Below are 19,440 nucleotides of genomic sequence, written 5' to 3'. Positions count from 1 at the left end.
TCTCTCCTTAAAAAAATTAATATTGTACTATACCTTTTCACAATATCCATAATGCACTCCTAGTAAATCTCTAAAATACTGCAAAATCTTAGGGCTTAGAATCTTGCTTTCACTCGCCATTATAAAGTGAGATTCTAGGGCTTTAAATTGTTGAAAGTCAATCATCACATCACAATTTCCAAAATAATAAGGAATATGCGGTAAAAACAATTTAAACACATCAACATAGCAATAAAGGCTATATTTTTCTTTTGTTACAAAAATCGTATTGCTATTTTCTTTGTTTATAAAAGTCTTAGAGCGACGCAGGGCATTTATATCCCGCATTGTGTAAAACATCGCTTTGACTTGCGATTTTTCCACGCGCTTTTTATTAGGATATTTATCAATGTAGCTACTGATATAATCAAAATCATTTAGGCTAAATTCTTTTCCATCTATTGTCTTAAAATTAAAATTACAAATATAGTCATAATCCATTCCCCTACTATCCCTTTTATACAAAGCGATAATTATGGGAAAATACCCCTTAGAATCTTTGCAAAAAATTTGAGAGCTAATAATTGTAGAACCTATGAGTTTGTAAGCTTTTACAAAATCTTTTAATGCACTAAAATTAGTCCTTTTTATCAAATAGGAAAGTGGGTGCAAAACACAGATAAAATCCGCCTTTAATCTCTCATAAGAGCGCAAAAAGCTTATGCCCATATCCCTATGTTGCAAAGCAGAATCTATTTGTATAGAATCTTTATTTTTAAGATGATTTTGCACGATAGAAGTCCTATCATTATAAGGTGGATTACCCACAATAATGAGCCTATCAGTTTGCGTGGTAGCAAAATTCTCTCTAGCAACATTGTGCAATGCGTTTTTATGAAGTAAGATAACCTTAGAATCTAGTGTGCGTTTGGCAATATGCAAAGCCATTTTATCAATATCAGCTCCTATGATTTTGCTAAAGCTATCTTTGGCAAATCCGCTTTTAAGAATGGCTTCTGCGTGTAAGAAATTCCCACTTCCGCAAGAGCTATCAAGCAGCACATAGTTTTTAGAATCTATATGTTTTTTAAGCATTATATAGACTTCATTTACCAAAAAATCAGCAGTGTAAAAACTGCCAAGATTGATTTGCTCTTTTGTGCTTAAATGCGTTGGTTTTGTCATTGATTTATCTCTATACCCCTACTCCCACTCAATAGTCCCTGGGGGTTTTGAAGTGATGTCATAGACTACGCGATTAATGCCTGCTACTTCGTTGATTATGCGATTTGAGACAGATTCTAAAAAACTAATTAACATTTATGCTTCCAATACCAATAAATCATCAAACAAATTTGGTCCCAATCTCTCTTTAGTTTTTAATTTTATCTTAAATGTATCTATATCCTTTGGATTGTATGGAAGCTCAAAGTAATTTTTAAGTCCATTCCAATCACATTCTCTTAAGGTAATAATTTCATTTAAATGAAAACTTACATAAAAATCTCCCGCTTTTGAAACAAATTTCTCCGCTTCAATTTTCGCTTTTGCTATACCACAATACTCGCTATCTTTTTCAAACCCTATAAAATTTCTATCCAATCTTTTTGCAGCTAGAGCGGTTGTGCCTGTGCCTAAAAATGGGTCTAGGATAATATCCCCCTTTTCACTACTCATTAAAATAATGCGCTCTAGCAAATGTAGGGGTAATTGACAGGGGTGATTATCTCTATTTTTGGTGTGGCGGATTCTATGAATATCACTCCACACATCAGAGCAGAGGGGACCAAATGGGTGTAAAATATTTTTCTTACCCCCATAATCCTTAAATAAAACGCCCCGCCTATCCCTTTTGTGTGGATAACGAACTTCCTTAAAGCGATTTTTTGCTTCCCCTTTAGAGTAAAATAAGATTCCATAATGAGCAGGTTGCAAAGTTTTACCCATAGGAGCAGTCATTGCTTCCCAGCTTATCCAATGCCGAAAAATAGCTATTTCATTAAGAAATCCTGCATAAAAAGTAAGCCATTTTGGGATATTGTGTAAAAATATAAAGCCATCATCTTTTAGCACACGCACACATTCACTTATCCAAGCCTGACACCACTCTAAATACTCAGTTTCCAAAAGCTTATCTTTATGAGAGTTGTATTTTTTCTTTAAATTAAAAGGAGGGTCAGCAAACACACAATCTATACTTCCGCTTGGAATCTTTGCCAATAATTCTAAGCAATCGCCCTGTAAAACTTCGTTTATAGGCAACACATTCATTGAGCCAACCTTTTTTGTAAGAAAATTTTAAAGCGTTCTAATTCATCATTTCTAAAGGTAAAAACTTCGTCATAAGCTTCAACCATTCTTTGTAAATCTTGCTTTCTCACATACCAGCCTATGCCATCAACAAAGCCTACAAAAATAGCTTGTGGATAATATTGCTTAATAAGTTTTCCCACAATAATTTCTGTTTTTGCTTTGTCGCCCTGCCCTGAACTTGTTGTGCTTAAAAATGAAGATTCTATAATGATTTTAGGATTTTGTTTATTTGGAATAATAAAGTCCATTGTGCGTTTATTTAGATTCTCATTTTTGCTTAATAGCGGTAAATCACCATTTTCAAAGGGCATATTAAGTTCGTTTAAAATTCCTTTAATACTAGATTCTCGATTATTCTGCATTGCACCGCTATAAGAGCCTTTTTGCCTATAACGCACAAGAGTATCAAGCATAGCAATAGGTTCAAAATTGATTTTTAAAAAATTAAGTTTTTGCAATTCAAATAAGGGCAGTGTTTTCGCTAGAAATGGATTTGATGAGCCTTTAAAAAACAGATTGATTAAGCCTTTTGCAAAAGATTCATTTTTTCTAATGAGCGTTTTTATTTTTTTATCACCCCATTCTTTAACATCGTTGTTATTGTTTGTATCATTCCACTCGTGCAAGTATAAAAGCGTTGATAAATCTTTGTCATTTACAATTCTTGCTATAGTAATAATGCGTTTTAAATTTTCATTTGCTATACCATTTAACACAAGCAGAGATTCTAAGCCAAATTCATTATTTTGTAAAAATTCTACAAAGACACTTTCAATGCAACCTTTATTTTTCACTTCATTTTGCAAATGCAAAAGCAGAGTTTTTAAAAGATTTATAGTATTTGCTTCATAATTCTCTTCAAACTCATTATTTGAGAAATAAAAGGAATTTTTAGTAATTACAATTTCATATTTTTTCATTATCTCTACTCCCACTCAATGGTCCCCGGGGGTTTTGAAGTGATGTCATAGACTACGCGGTTAATCCCTGCTACTTCGTTGATTATGCGGTTTGAGACAGATTCTAAAAATGCGTGGGGTAAGTGTGAGAAACTCGCTGTCATTCCGTCCATTGCCTCCACTGCTCTCACGCAAATAGTATTGTCATAAGTGCGGTTATCGCCCATTACGCCTACACTTCGCACATTTAAAAGCACGCAAAATGCCTGCCATACAGAATCATACAAGCCCCATTTATGCAGCTCTTCTATGAAGATAGAATCCGCTTCCTTTAAAAGCTCTAAATCCGCCGCATTCACCTCGCCCATAATGCGTATGGCAAGTCCGGGTCCGGGGAATGGGTGTCGCATAAGCATAGATTCAGGCATACCAAGCTCCCGCCCCAACGCCCTTACTTCGTCCTTAAACAGCTCTCGCAAAGGCTCGATGAGTTCAAACTTCATCCATTCAGGCAGTCCGCCGACATTATGATGGCTTTTTATCGTTTTGCTTGGTCCTTTTACGCTTACAGATTCTATGACATCAGGGTAGAGTGTGCCTTGAGCTAGGAATTTTATCTCGCCTTTTGTGTTGTGTTTTTTAGCTTCTTTTTCAAAGACTTCTATGAAAGTTTCACCGATGATTTTTCGCTTTTGTTCTGGGTCTGTTACTCCCTTTAACCTTCCTAAAAATAGCTCTTTTGCATCTGCTACAATCAAAGGCACTTTTAGATTCTCTCTAAACATCGCTTCTACCGCTTCTCTCTCGCCATTTCTTAAAAGCCCGGTATCGACAAAAACAGGGATAAGATTCTCCCCTATGGCACGATAAAGTAAAGTCGCCACGACACTAGAATCCACTCCACCACTCACAGCACATAAAACCTTAGAATCCCTAAGCACCTTTTCACGCAGTTTCACAATCTCAGCTTCCGCAAAATTCCGCATATTCCAGCTTGTATCCGCCCCACAAATCCCAACAGCAAAGTTTTTTAGAATCTCCCTACCACACTCACTATGCACCACTTCTGGGTGAAACTGCAAAGCATAAATTTGCCGTTTAAAATCTGCAATAGCACAATAATGCGTATTCCCACTTTTAGCAAGTTCTACAAAGTCACTAGGCAGAGATTCTACCTTATCGGCGTGGCTCATCCATACGATAGAATCTTGCTTCACGCTCTTAAACAGCTCTACACTTAAATCGCTTATTTCTAGCACCGCCTTGCCAAACTCCTGTGCCTGCGCCCTTACCACACTTCCGCCAAAAAAATGCGCAATATATTGCATACCATAGCAGATTCCAAGCACAGGGATTCCTAGCTCAAATACCCTAGAATCTGGCTTATAAGCCCCCTCTTCATACACGCTAGCAGGTCCCCCGCTAAGAATGATTCCCTTAGGATTTTTCGCTTTGATAGATTCTAGTTTTTCAAAATAGGGGACAATCTCGGTATAAACGCCATATTCACGCAATCTTCTAGCAATAAGTTGTGTGTATTGTGAGCCAAAATCAAGCACTAAAATTAAATCATTCATCATCTACCACCTATTTAAAATTTCATATTTTTTAATACTTTTTATCGAGCCATTTTGCTCATAGCTTGTATAAATTGGCTCTCCTTTGTATCCACAAGCACTTAGAAATATTAAACAAAAAAATGTTAAAATTCCCCTATGAAAAAGATAAAAACCGCGACCAATGTTATTGTTGAAATGGCAAATCAGCCTCATTATACTCCCCTAAAAGATCGATTTTACTATAAAGATTTTTTACTCTTAATGCCAGAAAAACACAGACGCCACATTGCTAAAATTTTCATTAAAAATGACACTTTAAACATCATAACGCATAATCATATAGGCTACCAAGAATTAAACCACGATGATAGCAAAAATTACATTAAAATTCTTATAAAACTTTACGCGAAAGAAAATCCTTTAAACAAATTTTCTCAGGTAAAAAATCTTAAAATTTTTTCCCAACGCTATGAAAAAGCTAAGCCGAAATTAGAAAATAATCCTAAAAAAATTCGCCCCTATATCGAGCTTTCTTTAGGGAAATTTAAAAATTCTTTCGAAAATAAGGCTTTATATGACAAATTTGAAGCCTTAAGAAAAGTGATTCAAAATGCTTGAAAAAGATCTTATGAGTTTGCCAGAAAGTGCAGGGATTTATCAATATTTTAACCAAGAGGGAAAACTCCTTTATGTCGGTAAGGCTAAGAATTTAAAAAAACGCGTTAAAAGCTATTTTAGCTTTAATCCTTTAAGGGCAAATGCTAAAAATAGTCTAAGAATTCAAAAGATGATTAGCGAAGCAGCACATTTAAAATTTATTAGCACAAAAACAGAAGCTAATGCCCTGATTTTAGAAAATTCTCTCATCAAGCAACTCCACCCAAAATATAATATTTTATTAAGAGATGATAAAACCTATCCTTACATTTATGTGGATTTAAGTGAAAAATTTCCCCGTTTTGAACTCACGCGTAAAATTATTAAAAAACCTAAAATTAAATATTATGGACCCTTTTTTAGAGGTGCTAAAGAGCTTTTAAATGCTCTTTATCTTTACTATCCTTTAAAGCAAAAGAAAAATTGTAAAAAACTTTGTATTTTTCATCAAATTTCAAGGTGCGGTGGGGTGTGCGAAAATTTAATAAGTGAAGAAAACTATAAAGAAATTTTAGCAAATGCCACAAAAGCTCTTTTAAATCCTAGCATTTTAATCAAAAATTTAGAACAAGCTATGCTCAAATACGCTCACAATGAAAATTACGAAGAAGCCGCTAAGATTCGCGATGAGATTAACGCCATAAAAGCCCTAGAAACAAAAGTGCAAATTGATTTAGCACGCCTTGAGGATTTTGAAATTTTTGCTCTTGCGATTAAAAATGGCATTTGCTCCACTTTGCGTTTCATCATACAAGAGGGTAAAATCATTAGCACTCATTCAAAAATTCACATTTTAAAAGAAAAAGAAATTTATACAAATGAAATTTATAAACAAGTGCTTTTAGAAAATTTTAGTCAAGATACCCCACTCGTCTCAAATCGAATCTATACTTATGAGGACTTTGAGGATAGGGAGCTTTTAGAAGAATTGTTGAGCGAAAGATTTGCTAAAAAAATTCGCATTCAAGTCCCACAAAAAGGTGAAAAAAGAAAAATTTGCGACCTTGCCTTTGAAAATGCTTTGCTTAACATTGAAATTCATCTTAAAAATAATGATTTAAGCTTAATGGAGGAATTAAAGCATTATTTTGAACTTGAAAATCTGCCTCATTGCATAGAAATTTACGATAATTCTCACTTGCAAGGCGTAGCAAAAGTAGGTGCTATGGTGTGTTTTAAAAATGGTAAGTGGGAAAAGCAGCATTACCGCAAATTTCACTTGCAAGAGGCGAGTGATTATGAGCAAATGAAGGAAGTTTTGATAAGAAGAACTAAGGATTTTGAAAGCTTTGCTCCACCTGATTTATGGCTCATAGATGGAGGTAAAGCCTTGCTTGATTTAGCGTGTAGTATTATTGCAAGTTCGGGTGCAAATGTCGATGTTTTAGCCATAGCTAAGGAAAAAATCGATTCTAAGGCACACCGCTCAAAAGGAAGTGCTAGGGATAAAATTCATTCAAAAAGAGGGGAGTTTTTACTTAAAACAGAGGATAAAAAGCTACAATTTTTGCAAAAATTAAGAGACGAAGCACATCGCTTTGCCCTATCTTTTCATAAAAATACTAAAAAAAAGCAGGATTTAAAAAGCTCAAAACTCCTTAATTTAGGCATTAGTGAGGGATATTTACAAAAACTACTTGCTTTTTATGGAGATTTTGAAAGTATTTATAAGGCAAATTATGAGGAACTAAAAATGCTTACAAATGCAAAAATAGCTCAAAAAATTAAGGATACGCAATGATATTAAGCCTTTTGATTTTAATTTTAAGCACCTTTTTACTTTTTTTAAGTGTCGATTTTAACGCTCTTACTAGCACAAATGAACAGCTTAAACTGAGTATTTTTCTTAGCATTTTACTTTTAAATGGGGTTTTGTGCGTTACACTTTTTAGAAAGAAGCGTTTTTTACAAAAACTCTTTTATAAAATTTCTTTACTAGAAAAAGGCGAAAATGAGGATATGGAAAAAGCTTTAGACGCCTTAAAGGAACGCCTAGAAACACAAAAATACCACATCAAAAAAGCAAATTTGGAAAAACAAGAAAAGCTTTCTTTGCTAGAAGAGCTTTATTATCATCTAGGTAATATTCAAAACGCTCTTTATTATACTCAAGCTGATGAAAATGCTCTTTCACTCTTACTTAACGCCATACATAAACAAAAAGAAATGCTCCGTCTAGCTATCAATCACCCCATAAGCTACAACAAAAGCTTAGGTGGACATAAGGATAAATTTTTGCGTTATGAGGCTAAAATCGCTCTAGTTAATAATGATGATTTAGAAAATTTTCTTATCCAAAATATCTTGGCGTATTTTGGGATACAAAGTGTCTTTTTTAAAGAGCTTAGTTTTGATAGAAATGATTATCATCTCGTTTTCATTAAAGATGAAATCTATCAAAAATTAGTCAAAAAAGAAGAAGATTTTATCGTTTTTGGGAGGGATAAAAATTTAAGTTATCCTTGCTTTTTACCTATGCCACTTGACAAAAAAGGGCTTGAACTTGTCCTTAAAAAACGCTTAGAAAAATTAACGCCAAAACAATTTGAAAAAAGTGTCCTAAACAATGTGCTTTTATTTAAGCAAAATGAATTTGATGCGAATTTATTTTTTAGCATTATAGAAAAGCAATGCTCGCAAAATACCTTGGTAAATTCCTTATTTCAGCTTAAAGAGTGCTTAAGTAAAGAAAGCTACCGCCTTGTTTTACTTGATTATGATGTGATTAAATTTGATTTAGAGCAGGTTAAAATTCTTCTTCATATCTATAAAAATCATAACCCACAAAGCCACATCATACTTTTTACTCAGGAAAAAATTACCGAATTTGACTGCATTAGCGAAGTTTTAAGTTCCGTTAGCAAAAATGAGCTTATCACACTTCTACGCAAATATTTAAATTAAGGACTTACGATGTTTATTAAAGATTTTGACACCACAAAAAGTGTTTTCATCATTGCAGAGCTTTCGGCAAATCACTCAGGAAGTCTTGATTTAGCGCTTAAAACCATACAAGCCGCCAAAAAAGCGGGAGCAAACGCCATTAAAATTCAAACCTACACGCCCCACAGCCTTACCTTAGATAGTGATAAAGAGGATTTCATCATCAAAGGAGGACTTTGGGAGGGGCGGAGATTTTTTGAGCTTTATGAAAAGGCACAAACGCCTTATGCGTGGCATTCCCAGCTTTTTGAAGCGGCACAAGATGCAGGACTTATATGCTTTTCTAGCCCTTTTTGCGAAGAGGATTTAAATTTTTTACGCCGTTTTGACCCACCAGCTTATAAAATCTCCTCTTTTGAGGCAAACGATGAGCATTTTGTGCGTTTAGTAGCAAGAGAGAAAAAGCCCACCTTTGTTTCAACAGGAGTTGTTGATGAAAGTGAAATTTCAAGGATTTGTGAAATTTTTAAAGAGGAACAAAATGAAAATTTATGCCTTTTAAAATGCACTTCCGCCTACCCAGCCAAGTTGGAAGATATGAATTTAAACGCCCTTTTAAACCTTAAACAATTTGGCTATGAAGTGGGATTAAGTGATCATAGCAAAGGACATTTAGCAGCAAGTTTAGCGGTGGCTTTGGGAGCTAGGGTGATAGAAAAACATTTTATGTTGGATAAAAATGTCATCAGTGAGGATAGTGCTTTTAGCCTTGATTTTGAGGAATTTAGTGCCTTAGTCAAAATGATAAGAAATGCCGAACTTTGCTTAGGAAAAAAAGATTTAAACTTAGATGAAAAAAGTTTAGAAAATAGGCGTTTTGCGAGAAGTTTATATGCGTGTAAGGACATTAAAAAAGGCGAAATTTTTACAAAAGAAAATGTCAAATCCGTGCGACCTAGCTTTGGTTTGCACCCTAAATTTTATCCTCAAATTTTAGGCAAGAAAGCCAAAAGAAATATAGCATTTGCCACGCCTTTAAATGAAGAGGATTTATAAAACATAATGAATTTAATCAAAAATATCAAAGCTCTAAAACAAAGCAATCCCAGTCTAAATTTACCTCAAAAGCAAGATAAATTTGAGTTTGATGAAAGCTTAAATCCCTGCTTTAAAGAGGGTAAAATTTATCAAAATGTCAAAGAAGAATTAAGCTCCAAGCTTATTTTTTTAAAAACACATTACGCACATTATCCTGTGCTTTATTTTTACGGCTTTGGTAATGGCACACTTTATAAAATTTTATGCCAAACACAAGATAAAATCATCGTTTTTGAAGAGGATTTAGAGCTTTTAAGCCTTGTTTTTAGTTTTATAGATTTTAGCGAAGAACTTCTTAGCAAAAAACTTATTTTAATCACAAATTTGAAGGAGCTTGATGAGCTTTTTGAAGATGAGTTAATCCAAACAAGCTATAAAATCTACACCCTATTTTCCCATAGTCCCTTTTATAAAAATGAAAATTTCGAGCTTTTACACCGCAAGATAAAAGAACATTTTGACTTTTTGCTTTTGCAAAAGGGTAATGACCCAGAAGACACACTCACAGGTATGAAGCACACGCTTATTAATCTTAAAACTATGCTTGAAAAGCCTAAATTTAAGGATTTTTTAAAGACCTACCGCTTTAAAAATCAAAATGCTATTATCGTTAGCACAGGACCAAGTCTTACTAAACAGCTTCCGCTTTTAAAAGAAGTACAGGAAAAAGCCGTGATTTTCGCCGCAGATAGTGCCTATGCTATCTTAAAAAAAGAGGGTATAAGGGCGGATTTTGTTTTTTCTTTAGAAAGATTAGAATTAACAAGCGAATTTTTCAACCAAAACTTTAATGAATTTGATGAAAATGTCCTTTTTATCATCACTTCCCTTACTCACCCAAACACCTTAAAATATCTTAAAAATCAAAATTTCCTCCTTGTTTTGCGACCCTTTTATTTTGAAAAGGCTCTAAAATGCGATGAATTTGGCTATTTGGGCGTGGGAGCTAGTGTGGCAAATATGGCTTATGAGTGTGCAGCAGCGCTTAGATTTGAAAATATCATCTTTATAGGACAGGACTTAGCCTATGATGATATGGGACTTTCGCACGAAAAAAGCTATACCTTACTTTCCTACCATAAAAATGACTTTCAAAACGATAAAGATAAATTTTTATGCGAGGCTTATGGTGGGCAGGGTTTGGCGCAAAGCTCTTTAGCTTGGACTCTTTTTAGACTAGGACTGCAAGAAGATATATTAAACGCCAAAAAGCTTAATATAAACACTTACAATGCCACGCAAGGAGGTGCTAGGATAGAGGGAACTTGCGAAAAAAGCTTTGCTTGGTGCTGTGAAAATTTATTTAAAGCACCAAAGAAAAAACTCCCCATAAAAAGCGTAAAAATATCCACTACAAACGCTCTTTTAAGCCTTAAAAACCTCCTTGAAAAAGGAGAAAAATTTGAAGCTAAACTTGAAACAATTTTGCGTGATTTAGAACAAGCTCTTAATGAAAAGCAAAATTTGGAATACTTTTTGCATAGTTTAGAAAAATTAAGCAAAGAATTTAAAGAGCAAGGAATTTGCACCGATTTATTCTTAGCCTTGCTTTTTGATTTAGAAAGTGAAAGATTAAAGTTAAGAGCAGAAAATGCCGATATTTTGACAAATTTAAAGACACAGAAAGGCTATTTTGCCAAGCTTTTAAGACTTTTAAAAAAGCAAAATGCACTTTTAAAGGAACATAATGAATCTATATGAAAAAAATTTAAAGGCACTTAGAAACATCGCCTTAAAAGAAGCTTTAAGCAAGATAAAAGCACCAAAGCATTTTAAGCTTATCACAGGAAATGATGCTTTGGATATTAATTTACAAGATTTAAGGGATAATTCTTTGCTCTATCAAAACCCTATGCAAGAATTAAACGAGGCTATAAAGCTTTATAATGAAACTTACCCCCTTTATCCTGTGCTTTATTTTTACGGCTTTGGCAATGGGCTTTTGTATAAGGTTTTAGCACAAAATGAAAACCACCTTTTATTTGTCATTTTTGAGAGTGAGCTAGAAATCATTTATCACATTTTTCATCTTGTCGATTTTTCTAAAGAGCTAGAAAAAGGTAAATTGCTATTTTTAAATCCAAAAAATGATATTAATTTAGAAGTGCAGGCTTTATTGGGCGAATTTATGCCTGCTTTTTACTCTTCTAAGGTCTATTTTTTAGAACTACACTCAAAATATTATGAAAAATTTAAAGAAAATGTCAAACAAACAAATGAAATCCTCACTCTTACCATTAAAAATACTATCAGTGCTTATGGCAATGATCCTTATGATGCTTTGCTTGGCATCAAGCAACATAGCTTTAATTTGGTCGAAATGATAAGCCACCCAACCATACAAGAATTACACGCGAAAAGAAAAGGTAAATTTAAATCCTGTGTGATTGTTAGCACGGGACCAAGTCTTACTAAACAACTCCCGCTTTTAAAAGAAGTGCAAGAAAGAGTTGTGATATTTGCTGCTGATAGCGCTTATCCTATCTTAATGCAAAATGATATTGTGCCTGATTATGTGTGTATGGTGGAGCGTCCTGCGATTACAGCGGAATTTTTTAAGCACGATTTTGGAAATAAAGATGATAAAACCATCTTTTTACTCGCTTCTTTAGTGCATCCAAATGCCATAAGCTATTTGGATGCACGAGGGAAAAATTATATGCTCCTTGAAAGACTACTAGCCTTTCACGCCTTTACCGCATTAAAACAATGGGGTTATATCAACGAAACCATAAGTGTTGCACATATGGCTTTAAGTGTGGCAAGTTCTTTAGATTTTAGAAATATCGTTTTCATAGGGCAAGATTTAGCCTTTGCTAAAGACGGAAGCTCTCACGCTAAAAATTATCAAAATGGAGAAAATTTTGAAAGCGGATATTATGAAGATGAATTTGAAGTAGAGGGCTATGGCGGAGGAAAAGTGAAAACCCACTTTTTATGGTATATGTTTAAGCATTTTTTAGAAAAGCATATCAGTGAGTTGGCGAAAAAATATATATTTTTTAACGCCACCGAAGGGGGCGTTAGGGTGCAAGGGACGATAGAAAAACCCTTTAAAGAATGTTGCGAGGAATTTTTTACAGAAAATAAGAACGATTTAGAAAAACTAGAAAGCTTAAATGAGCAAAAGCAAAATGAATTACTTCTTAAAAGCTTATATAAACTTTACCAAGCTAAAAAAAATTGCTTAAAATTTAGAACATTTTTAAATGAAAATTTGGACGAACTTAATGAGCGTCTAAAGCCTTACGCAAATCAAATCAATCCTAGCTTATTGCACGGGGGGGGGGGGGGGGTAGTATTATGCAACAAAGTATCGAACAGATTATGCAAATAAGAGAAGAAATACAAAAAGTAGGACTTGAGATTATAGAGCTAATCCAGCCACTAAAAGCACAATTTGACTTAAATTTAGGGCGTTTAGTCAGCATAGTTGTAAAAGATGATGAGACAAATTTACAAAAAAATCTTTTTTGGATTAAAGAACATTTATATTATTTTGATTTAATCGCAAAATATGTCAAAGATGAAGAAGATGTGCTTCAAACCGCTATCTTAAAACTTGAAAATGAGCTTAAAAATAGAGGTTTAGAAAAAAGAGTAGAAAAATTAAAGACTAAATTTAAGGATTAACAATGCTAAAGAGTGAATTTTTTGACAAAAATATCAAAGCTATGAAGATGAGTTTTAATGCTGAACTTGGCAAAAAACTCGGTAAAATAAAAGAAGCTAAAAAATTTGACCTCATCTTTAACAAAGACCCGCTTAATCTCAACATCATCGAACTAAAAACAAGAGAAAAAATTTATGAAAATCCCCTTAAAGAGCTAGAAGAAAAGCTCAAATTCATCGATGAAAAAAGGTCGCTTAATCCTGTTTTATTTTTTTACGGAGTGGGAAATGGCTTTTTATATAAAGCTCTGTTACAAAATAAAACACATCAAAAAATTATCGTTTTTGAAAAGGATTTAGAGCTACTCTTTCTAGCTTTAAATCTTTCTGATTTTAGCGAGGATTTAGCAAATAATAGACTTATTTTTATTCTCAATAAAGAAATGAACACAAATCCCTTAAGAGCTTTCCAACTCTTTCAATACCATATGTCATCTTTACTTTACCGCTCTTATTTTTTAGAAATTCATAGCATTTATTACGAAAAACAAAGAAAGGACATTTTAGAACTTAACCGTATCAACAAAAACGCCATTATAGATCTCTCTTTAAGAAATGGCAACGATCCTCAAGACGCCACTCAAGGCATTAATCAATTTATCCAGCACCTCCCTAAAATGCTAACACACCCTACCCTACACAACCTACTTGACAAAAGACAAAATAAGGCTGAAACCGCCATCATAGTCGCCACTGGACCAAGTTTAACCAAACAACTTCCCTTACTTAAAAAATATGCCAAAAGAGCCAGTATATTTTGTCTTGATGCAAGTTATGCAATTTTAGCAAAAGAAAACATTAAGCCTGATTATGTGTTAAGCCTTGAAAGAGTGGAGGCGACTAGTAAATTTTTTGATAATGATTTTAAAGAATTTGACAAAGATGTGCTTTTTATCCTTCCCACACTTACGCACCAAAAAACGCTTACTTATATAGAAAAAAATCATAGAGAATATATGCTTATACCAAGGTTGCTCCCCCTAGCACAAGAGCTCAAACTAAAAGAATTTGGCTTTTCAAACGGCTGGAGTGTCGCACATATGGCTTATTCTATCGCGTGGGCTTTAGAACATAAAAATATTATCTTGATAGGACAGGATTTAGCCTTTGCCAAAGACGGAACCACGCACTCAAAAGACTATCCAAGAGGTTTAGAAACAGCTAAAAGAGAAATTGGCGCTTTAATGCAAACCGAACTTAAGGCTTACGGAGGCAAGGGTAAGGTTAAAAGCACGAAAATTTGGAGTCTTTTTAGAGATTTTTACGAACAGCTCATCTATCTTTCTAAAAATCAATGCACGACCTATAATGCCACAGAAGGCGGTGCAAGGATAGAAGGAGCAATAGAAAAGCCCTTTAAAGAACTTTGCGAAACTTTACTTAAAAAAGACATTAAAAAGCCTCTTCCCAAACCAAAGGCTCTCCCAAGAAGTAAGCAAAATGAATTGATGCTACAATCTTATAAAAAGCTTAAAAGTTATATTAAGGCAAGTGAAAGTTTAGGCAAAGAGTGCAAAAGACTCTCTAATCAAATCAAGACAATCACGCAGGGTAACACACAAAAGCACTCCCTTGAAAGTGTTTGTCAAAATATCGAAGCCTTTAAAAACAAAATAGGACAAAAAAGATATTACTATCTTAGTGAAATTCTAGGTCCTAGCACCTTTCATAGCGAAAGTTTGCTTTCCCCACTTTATCTAACTTCTGTCAAAAATGACTCCGATAGGCAAAATAAGCTTGTAGCGTGGATTTATGCTAATGAGGCGTGGGTTGATGAAATTTATAATCTTATCTTTATGCAAAATGGCGTGATAAAAAGAGCCATTGTGCCTTTAAGAGAGACCTTAGAAAAGAGAAAAGTGCTTTAATTTGGCTAGGGTAAAACCTAGCTTTTTACATCTTTATTTAAAAAATGCTGTTAAAATTAGTAAAAATTAAAGGTATGCTTTGGACTTTCTTTTCATTTTTAGTTTATTTTTTGAATTTCTTGCTTTATTTTTGGCATTTTATTTTCACAATGTAAGAATTTTCTTTTTAAGCCTTAGTTTGCTTGTCTTAAGAACGGCTTATCTTTTTAGTCCCGTGTTTCAGGCACATTTGTTTTTAAGCTTGCTTTTACCCCTTATTTTTTTACTTTTTTATCTTAAAAATTTTTCTAAATTCATCTTTTCTTGGCAAAATATTCAAGCTTTTTTGCTCCTTATTTTAGTAGGAGTTTTAGCCCTTATCCTACCACAAAATACACATTTTAACGCCACAAATTTAAATTATGAGCTTTTGAGTTTTTACACTCCGCTAAATGAGCTTGGCTTTGTGTTTTTTCTTTTAGCCTTATTATTTTTAGGTTTAAGAGGACTTAAAAATTTAGATTTTATTCCACTTTTAACGCTTTTTGGTGCTTATGTAAGTTTTTTAATCAAAGAGTTTTGGAGTTTTAAATATTTTGAATTCGCAAGTTTTATTTTTTGCTTTATCTTGCTTTTTAACGCCTATAAAATGCTTTTTTTTGATAGTCTTACTAAATTTGGGAATGAAAAAAAACTCTCCCTTTATCTTAAAAATAAAGAAGAGTATTTTATAGCTTTGCTTCATTTTGACGAACTTAGCAAGGCAAAAGAGAGTTATCAATCTCTCATCTTAAGACAAATTGCTAAAATTCTAAGACGTCTTAAAGCTCAAATTTTTTTTATTGATAAAGATTTCATTTTGATTTTTAAAGATGAAGAAAGTGCGTTAAGGCATTTGGGTTATTTAGAGTCTTTACTAAAAAATACAGATTTAAATTTAGAAAATGAAAGCTTTAAGCTTGAATTCAAACTCGTTTGGCAGAAAAATGAAGGAAACCTTTGGCAAAATTTGCAAAGCCTTAAGGAAAAGCTCCTTAAGGCTTAAGGCTTATTTTTCGTTAGCTTCTACCTCAACGCTAATTTTCACTTCATCGCCTAAAGTAAGATTTGAAGTGCTTGGAGCAAATTTAAATTCACTTCTTTTAATCTCACTTTCTAAAGTAAAGCCAACCTTCTCTTTACCATCTTTACCCTTAGCTATGCCACCTATTTCGGTGTCAAAAACAATGTCCTTAGAAACGCCAGCTATGGTTAAAGTGCCACTCATTTTACCCTCATTATCGCCTGTTTTTTCATATTTTTTCATCACAAAAGTCATTTCAGGGTGACTTTTAGCCTTGAAAAAATCATCTTGCAAAAGATGATTGTCTCTTGATTTATTATCCGTATCCACAGAAGCGACTTTAACTTTTGCTTCAAATTTTTTAAATTCATAAGTCGCAGGATCAAAGTCAATCGCCGCATCATAGTCCTTAAAATTCCCCTTAACATTACTAATTTGCAAATGTTTAATTTTAAACCCAACATCAGTATGAGTCTTATCAAGCACATAATCCTTAGCCATAAGAGCAGAACTTAGCAAAGAAGTTGCTAAGAGTGAGCTAAACAACAATTTTTTCATTTTTTCTCCTTTAATAAATTAAATTGTAGAAATTTTAATCCATTTTAAATAACAAATGTTAATTTTTTAACCTTGCTCTTAAAAATTCCTCAAATTCTTCAAACGAAGGCAAATTAAGCTTCTTAAATTCTCTTTGCTGCTTTCCCCACATACATTCAGGGAAAAATGCGTCCTCTTTAAAACGTGCCATAATGTGAAAATGCACCCTTGGGACATAGTTGGCAAAAGAAGCAATATTAATCTTTTCAGGCTGGTAAAATTCAAGCAAAGCCCTTTCACAAAACAAAATAGTGTCAAAAAGCTCTTTTTGTAAAGGCGTAGGACAATGGCTAAATTCCTTATAAATTTCCTTAGTAAAAATTTTAAGCCAAGGCACTTGAGACACTTCTCTTTCTATATAAATAAGCTCATTTTCATAAAGCATTTTTTCTCCTTTTTGTGTATTTTATAGTAATTTTAAACAATTTGAAGTAAAATATAAAAAATTAAAAGGAGGAGTGATGTTAATTAGCACAAGTTATTCGAGTTATGATTATTACAAAACCTCCAAGCAAGATACAAATTCAAAAGAAACAAATGGCAATTTAGACCCAAATGCAGAAAACCAAAGCTCCACCCAAAAAGAAGAAAATAAAGAACAAACGCAAATGATAAATGGCGTGGAACTTACAATGAAAGAAGTTCAAGTCGTAAGAGAACTTCAAAGCATAGATAGAAATGTCAAAGCCCACGAAGCCGCACATCAAGCAGCGGGAGGAGGCTTGGCTGGGGCAGCAAGTTATAGCTACACTAAAGGACCTGATAATCAAATGTATGCTACCGCTGGCGAAGTGCCTATAAGAATGCAAAAAGGTAATACCCCCGAAGAAACCATAGCCAACGCGAGGCAAGTTGTAGCCGCAGCTATGGCGCCATCTGATCCTAGTCCTCAAGATTACAAAGTTGCAGCAAATGCTGTGAAAATGGAGATTGAAGCAAGAGCAGAGGTGACTAAATTAAAAATCGAAGAACAAAAAGAAAAAGCTAAAAAAGACGAAGAAAAACGCGAAGAAAATAAAGAAAATCCGCAAAATTCAACCACCTTTAAAGAACAAGTTAAACAAGCTTATGATTTTAACGAAAGCTCACTAGGCTTTAATATCGCTTCTTAATGAAACAAGGCTACCTTTATCTTGCTCTTATCATCGCTATGTTTTTATGGGGAATGTCTTGGCCAACCTCTAAAATTCTAAGTTCTTATGCAAGTGCGGAATTTGTTGTTTTATGGCGTTTCTTTTTCGTGCTTGTAGGCTCTTTACCTGTGCTTTTATTTTTAAAAATTTCTCTCAAACTTTCCAAAGATACGCTAAAATGGCTTTTTATTGCAGGGGCTTTAAATGCTTTATATGCCTTTAGCTTTTTCTTGGCTTTGCGTTATGGAACGGCTGGGAAAGGCGGAGTTTTAGTAACGACTATGGTGCCAATTTTTTCTTATCTTTTTTTATTTTTAGGCTTTAAAAAAAGTCACAAATTAAGCAAATATGAAATTTTTGGACTTTTCATAGGTATTATTTCGGGGCTTTGTTTGCTAAATTTAAATTCCTTAGAAGAGCTTTTTGGACGCTTTAATGTGCTATTTTTACTTTGTGCTTTTATTTGGGCTTTGATGAGTCTTTGCACACATCAAACAAAAGGATCGCACCCCTTGGCTGTGAATTTTTATGTTAATTTTATTTCTTTTTTGCTTTTCACTCCACTTTTTTTAAATGATGAAAGTTTTTTCATTTTAGAAGCAGATATGAAATTTTGGCTTAATATGTTTGTCGTGGCATTTTTATCCACCGTGGTGGGAACTAGCATTTATTATTATGGAATTCACATTTTAGGAAGTGTAAGGGCAAATTCTTTTATACTCATCACACCAGCAAGTGCTTTATTTACAAGTTTTTTGATTTTAGATGAAGTGCCGACTGCACTAACCTTGGTGGGCGGTGCTTTGGCTATTGTAGCGATTTATTTTATGGGAAAAAAGGGTAAGGCTTAAGCCCTACCACAAATTATTCTTTTCTGCTTTTTGCATCAACGATAAATAAAGGCTTATCAAGCAGCTTAAAATCGCTAATCGCCTTTAAAGTCTCATCGCTTACAAGCCATTTAATAAACTTGCTTGTCTCTTCATAATTAACATTTTTGCAGTGCTTTGGATTTACTGCTATGACGGAATAAAAATTCTTCAAGCTATCATCTCCCTCACTAACGATAACTAAATTTGGATTAGCTTTCGCGTCTGCTTCATACTTGATATAAGTGCCACGGTCTGTTAAAATCACACCTTTTTTCTCTTCAGCTATCTTAATACTAGCCAACATACCCTGTCCGCTTTGTATATACCAGCTCTCTTTTTCAGGCACACCGCCTATATTTTTCCACAAACCTTTTTCTTTATTATCCGTGCCAGATTTATCTCCTCTTGAAATAAAAGGCATTTTTTCAGTTCGAATAAGCTCTAAACTTTCTTTAAGGCTCTTTCCTTTGAATTTATCTGCCAAGCTTTTATCTGCTACAATGATAAAGTCATTATACATCACAGGGGTTCTATCCACACCAAAACCCTTATTTACAAATTCCTTTTCTACCTTAGGAGAATGCACAAAAAGCACATCGGCATTACAATCCTCGCCAAGTTTTAAAGCCGCTCCTGTGCCAACGGCGACCCACTTTAAAGTATTGCCACTCTCTTTTTCATAAAGAGGCTTTAAGGCGTCTAAAAGTCCCGTATTATCGGTGCTTGTCGTTGTCGCCATCTTTAATTCTGCCGCACTAAGACTTAGTGCTACCAAAGCGGATAGAAGAATTTTTTTCATCGCTTTTCCTTTCTGTTTAAAATAAAATGCAATTTTAGCATAATTATGCTAAAATTGCAGCTTTTTAAG

Annotated in this window: 17 protein-coding genes and 2 pseudogenes; 11 read left to right on the top strand and 8 right to left on the bottom strand. The window is 33.8% G+C overall.

Annotation, left to right across the window (positions count from 1 at the left end):
• Positions 1-27: 27 nt before the first annotated feature.
• From CVULP_RS01950 to guaA, 5 genes and pseudogenes are all read right to left on the bottom strand, one after another.
• Positions 28-1,164: a DNA methyltransferase family protein gene (locus CVULP_RS01950; RefSeq protein ID WP_099507143.1), complete on the bottom strand. Its 1,137-nt coding sequence runs from the start codon at positions 1,162-1,164 to the stop codon at positions 28-30.
• A gap of 18 nt (positions 1,165-1,182) precedes the next feature.
• Positions 1,183-1,284, bottom strand: a pseudogene (locus tag CVULP_RS01945) (GMP synthase (glutamine-hydrolyzing)); the annotation flags it as partial.
• A gap of 15 nt (positions 1,285-1,299) precedes the next feature.
• Positions 1,300-2,250, bottom strand: coding sequence for a DNA-methyltransferase (locus tag CVULP_RS01940; protein WP_099507144.1), 951 nt, complete (start codon positions 2,248-2,250; stop codon positions 1,300-1,302).
• Positions 2,247-3,212 carry a DpnII family type II restriction endonuclease gene (locus CVULP_RS01935; RefSeq protein WP_141085319.1) on the bottom strand — a complete coding sequence of 322 codons (966 nt, stop codon included), beginning with the start codon at positions 3,210-3,212 and terminating at the stop codon, positions 2,247-2,249. Before CVULP_RS01935 ends, CVULP_RS01940 begins: the two co-directional genes overlap by 4 nt.
• A 5-nt stretch (positions 3,213-3,217) precedes the next feature.
• The gene (gene guaA, locus CVULP_RS01930; RefSeq protein ID WP_099507145.1) at positions 3,218-4,771 is read right to left on the bottom strand and encodes a glutamine-hydrolyzing GMP synthase; all 1,554 of its coding nucleotides are present in this window, start codon (positions 4,769-4,771) and stop codon (positions 3,218-3,220) included.
• A 135-nt stretch (positions 4,772-4,906) separates the two neighbouring features.
• On the opposite strand from guaA, the gene CVULP_RS01925 reads away from it, so the two are divergent.
• From CVULP_RS01925 to CVULP_RS01885, 9 genes are all read left to right on the top strand, one after another.
• Entirely contained in the window at positions 4,907-5,368 is a 462-nt protein-coding gene (locus CVULP_RS01925) for a hypothetical protein (protein ID WP_099507146.1), read from the top strand.
• Positions 5,361-7,148 carry an excinuclease ABC subunit UvrC gene (gene uvrC, locus CVULP_RS01920; protein ID WP_099507147.1) on the top strand — a complete coding sequence of 596 codons (1,788 nt, stop codon included), beginning with the start codon at positions 5,361-5,363 and terminating at the stop codon, positions 7,146-7,148. The genes CVULP_RS01925 and uvrC overlap by 8 nt, the downstream gene beginning before the upstream one ends.
• Complete coding sequence (locus CVULP_RS01915) at positions 7,145-8,311, top strand: hypothetical protein (protein WP_099507148.1); 1,167 nt, start codon at positions 7,145-7,147, stop codon at positions 8,309-8,311. Before uvrC ends, CVULP_RS01915 begins: the two co-directional genes overlap by 4 nt.
• 9 nt (positions 8,312-8,320) lie before the next feature.
• The gene (gene pseI / locus CVULP_RS01910) at positions 8,321-9,346 is read left to right on the top strand and encodes a pseudaminic acid synthase (protein WP_099507149.1); all 1,026 of its coding nucleotides are present in this window, start codon (positions 8,321-8,323) and stop codon (positions 9,344-9,346) included.
• Between the two features lie 6 nt (positions 9,347-9,352).
• A complete protein-coding gene (locus CVULP_RS01905; RefSeq protein WP_099507150.1) occupies positions 9,353-11,089 on the top strand; it encodes a motility associated factor glycosyltransferase family protein in 1,737 nt (578 codons plus the stop codon).
• On the top strand, positions 11,076-12,725 hold the full coding sequence (locus CVULP_RS01900) for a motility associated factor glycosyltransferase family protein (protein WP_213356885.1): 1,650 nt from the start codon (positions 11,076-11,078) through the stop codon (positions 12,723-12,725). The genes CVULP_RS01905 and CVULP_RS01900 overlap by 14 nt, the downstream gene beginning before the upstream one ends.
• On the top strand, positions 12,692-13,021 hold the full coding sequence (locus tag CVULP_RS01895; protein ID WP_213276720.1) for a hypothetical protein: 330 nt from the start codon (positions 12,692-12,694) through the stop codon (positions 13,019-13,021). The genes CVULP_RS01900 and CVULP_RS01895 overlap by 34 nt, the downstream gene beginning before the upstream one ends.
• 2 nt (positions 13,022-13,023) lie before the next feature.
• Positions 13,024-14,928, top strand: a complete 1,905-nt coding sequence (locus CVULP_RS01890; protein ID WP_099507482.1) for a motility associated factor glycosyltransferase family protein — start codon at positions 13,024-13,026, stop codon at positions 14,926-14,928.
• Positions 14,929-15,007: 79 nt separating this feature from the next.
• Entirely contained in the window at positions 15,008-15,952 is a 945-nt protein-coding gene (locus tag CVULP_RS01885) for a hypothetical protein (protein ID WP_099507481.1), read from the top strand.
• Between the two features lie 3 nt (positions 15,953-15,955).
• Here CVULP_RS01885 and CVULP_RS01880 read toward each other — a convergent pair whose 3' ends face one another.
• Both CVULP_RS01880 and CVULP_RS01875 read right to left on the bottom strand, forming a co-directional pair.
• Positions 15,956-16,528: a YceI family protein gene (locus tag CVULP_RS01880; RefSeq protein ID WP_099461511.1), complete on the bottom strand. Its 573-nt coding sequence runs from the start codon at positions 16,526-16,528 to the stop codon at positions 15,956-15,958.
• A 58-nt stretch (positions 16,529-16,586) separates the two neighbouring features.
• Positions 16,587-16,967 (bottom strand): annotated as a pseudogene (locus tag CVULP_RS01875) (HIT family protein); the annotation flags it as partial.
• A 61-nt stretch (positions 16,968-17,028) separates the two neighbouring features.
• Here CVULP_RS01875 and CVULP_RS01870 point away from each other — a divergent pair.
• Together CVULP_RS01870 and CVULP_RS01865 are read left to right on the top strand one after the other, a co-directional pair.
• Positions 17,029-17,679: a putative metalloprotease CJM1_0395 family protein gene (locus CVULP_RS01870; RefSeq protein WP_099507480.1), complete on the top strand. Its 651-nt coding sequence runs from the start codon at positions 17,029-17,031 to the stop codon at positions 17,677-17,679.
• On the top strand, positions 17,679-18,551 hold the full coding sequence (locus CVULP_RS01865; protein ID WP_099507479.1) for a DMT family transporter: 873 nt from the start codon (positions 17,679-17,681) through the stop codon (positions 18,549-18,551). Before CVULP_RS01870 ends, CVULP_RS01865 begins: the two co-directional genes overlap by 1 nt.
• Before the next feature lie 13 nt (positions 18,552-18,564).
• Here CVULP_RS01865 and tupA read toward each other — a convergent pair whose 3' ends face one another.
• Positions 18,565-19,371, bottom strand: coding sequence for a tungstate ABC transporter substrate-binding protein TupA (gene tupA / locus CVULP_RS01860; protein ID WP_099461515.1), 807 nt, complete (start codon positions 19,369-19,371; stop codon positions 18,565-18,567).
• Between the last annotated feature and the right edge of the window lie 69 nt (positions 19,372-19,440).

The sequence above is a fragment of the Campylobacter vulpis genome, from assembly GCF_014217995.1.
Lineage (GTDB): Bacteria > Campylobacterota > Campylobacteria > Campylobacterales > Campylobacteraceae > Campylobacter_D > Campylobacter_D vulpis.
The sequence above is the reverse complement of the archived record's forward strand: the minus strand, read 5'-3'. Positions and strand labels throughout refer to the sequence as shown.

Coding starts and splice junctions, on each gene's coding strand:
- CVULP_RS01940 (WP_099507144.1), bottom strand. CDS start 2,250: ATGAATGTGTTGCCTATAAACGAAGTTTTACAGGGCGATTGCTTAGAA.
- CVULP_RS01925 (WP_099507146.1), top strand. CDS start 4,907: ATGAAAAAGATAAAAACCGCGACCAATGTTATTGTTGAAATGGCAAAT.
- CVULP_RS01905 (WP_099507150.1), top strand. CDS start 9,353: ATGAATTTAATCAAAAATATCAAAGCTCTAAAACAAAGCAATCCCAGT.
- guaA (WP_099507145.1), bottom strand. CDS start 4,771: ATGATGAATGATTTAATTTTAGTGCTTGATTTTGGCTCACAATACACA.
- uvrC (WP_099507147.1), top strand. CDS start 5,361: ATGCTTGAAAAAGATCTTATGAGTTTGCCAGAAAGTGCAGGGATTTAT.
- CVULP_RS01950 (WP_099507143.1), bottom strand. CDS start 1,164: ATGACAAAACCAACGCATTTAAGCACAAAAGAGCAAATCAATCTTGGC.
- CVULP_RS01935 (WP_141085319.1), bottom strand. CDS start 3,212: ATGAAAAAATATGAAATTGTAATTACTAAAAATTCCTTTTATTTCTCA.
- CVULP_RS01870 (WP_099507480.1), top strand. CDS start 17,029: ATGTTAATTAGCACAAGTTATTCGAGTTATGATTATTACAAAACCTCC.
- CVULP_RS01900 (WP_213356885.1), top strand. CDS start 11,076: ATGAATCTATATGAAAAAAATTTAAAGGCACTTAGAAACATCGCCTTA.
- CVULP_RS01915 (WP_099507148.1), top strand. CDS start 7,145: ATGATATTAAGCCTTTTGATTTTAATTTTAAGCACCTTTTTACTTTTT.
- tupA (WP_099461515.1), bottom strand. CDS start 19,371: ATGAAAAAAATTCTTCTATCCGCTTTGGTAGCACTAAGTCTTAGTGCG.
- CVULP_RS01880 (WP_099461511.1), bottom strand. CDS start 16,528: ATGAAAAAATTGTTGTTTAGCTCACTCTTAGCAACTTCTTTGCTAAGT.
- CVULP_RS01890 (WP_099507482.1), top strand. CDS start 13,024: ATGCTAAAGAGTGAATTTTTTGACAAAAATATCAAAGCTATGAAGATG.
- pseI (WP_099507149.1), top strand. CDS start 8,321: ATGTTTATTAAAGATTTTGACACCACAAAAAGTGTTTTCATCATTGCA.
- CVULP_RS01865 (WP_099507479.1), top strand. CDS start 17,679: ATGAAACAAGGCTACCTTTATCTTGCTCTTATCATCGCTATGTTTTTA.
- CVULP_RS01895 (WP_213276720.1), top strand. CDS start 12,692: ATGCAACAAAGTATCGAACAGATTATGCAAATAAGAGAAGAAATACAA.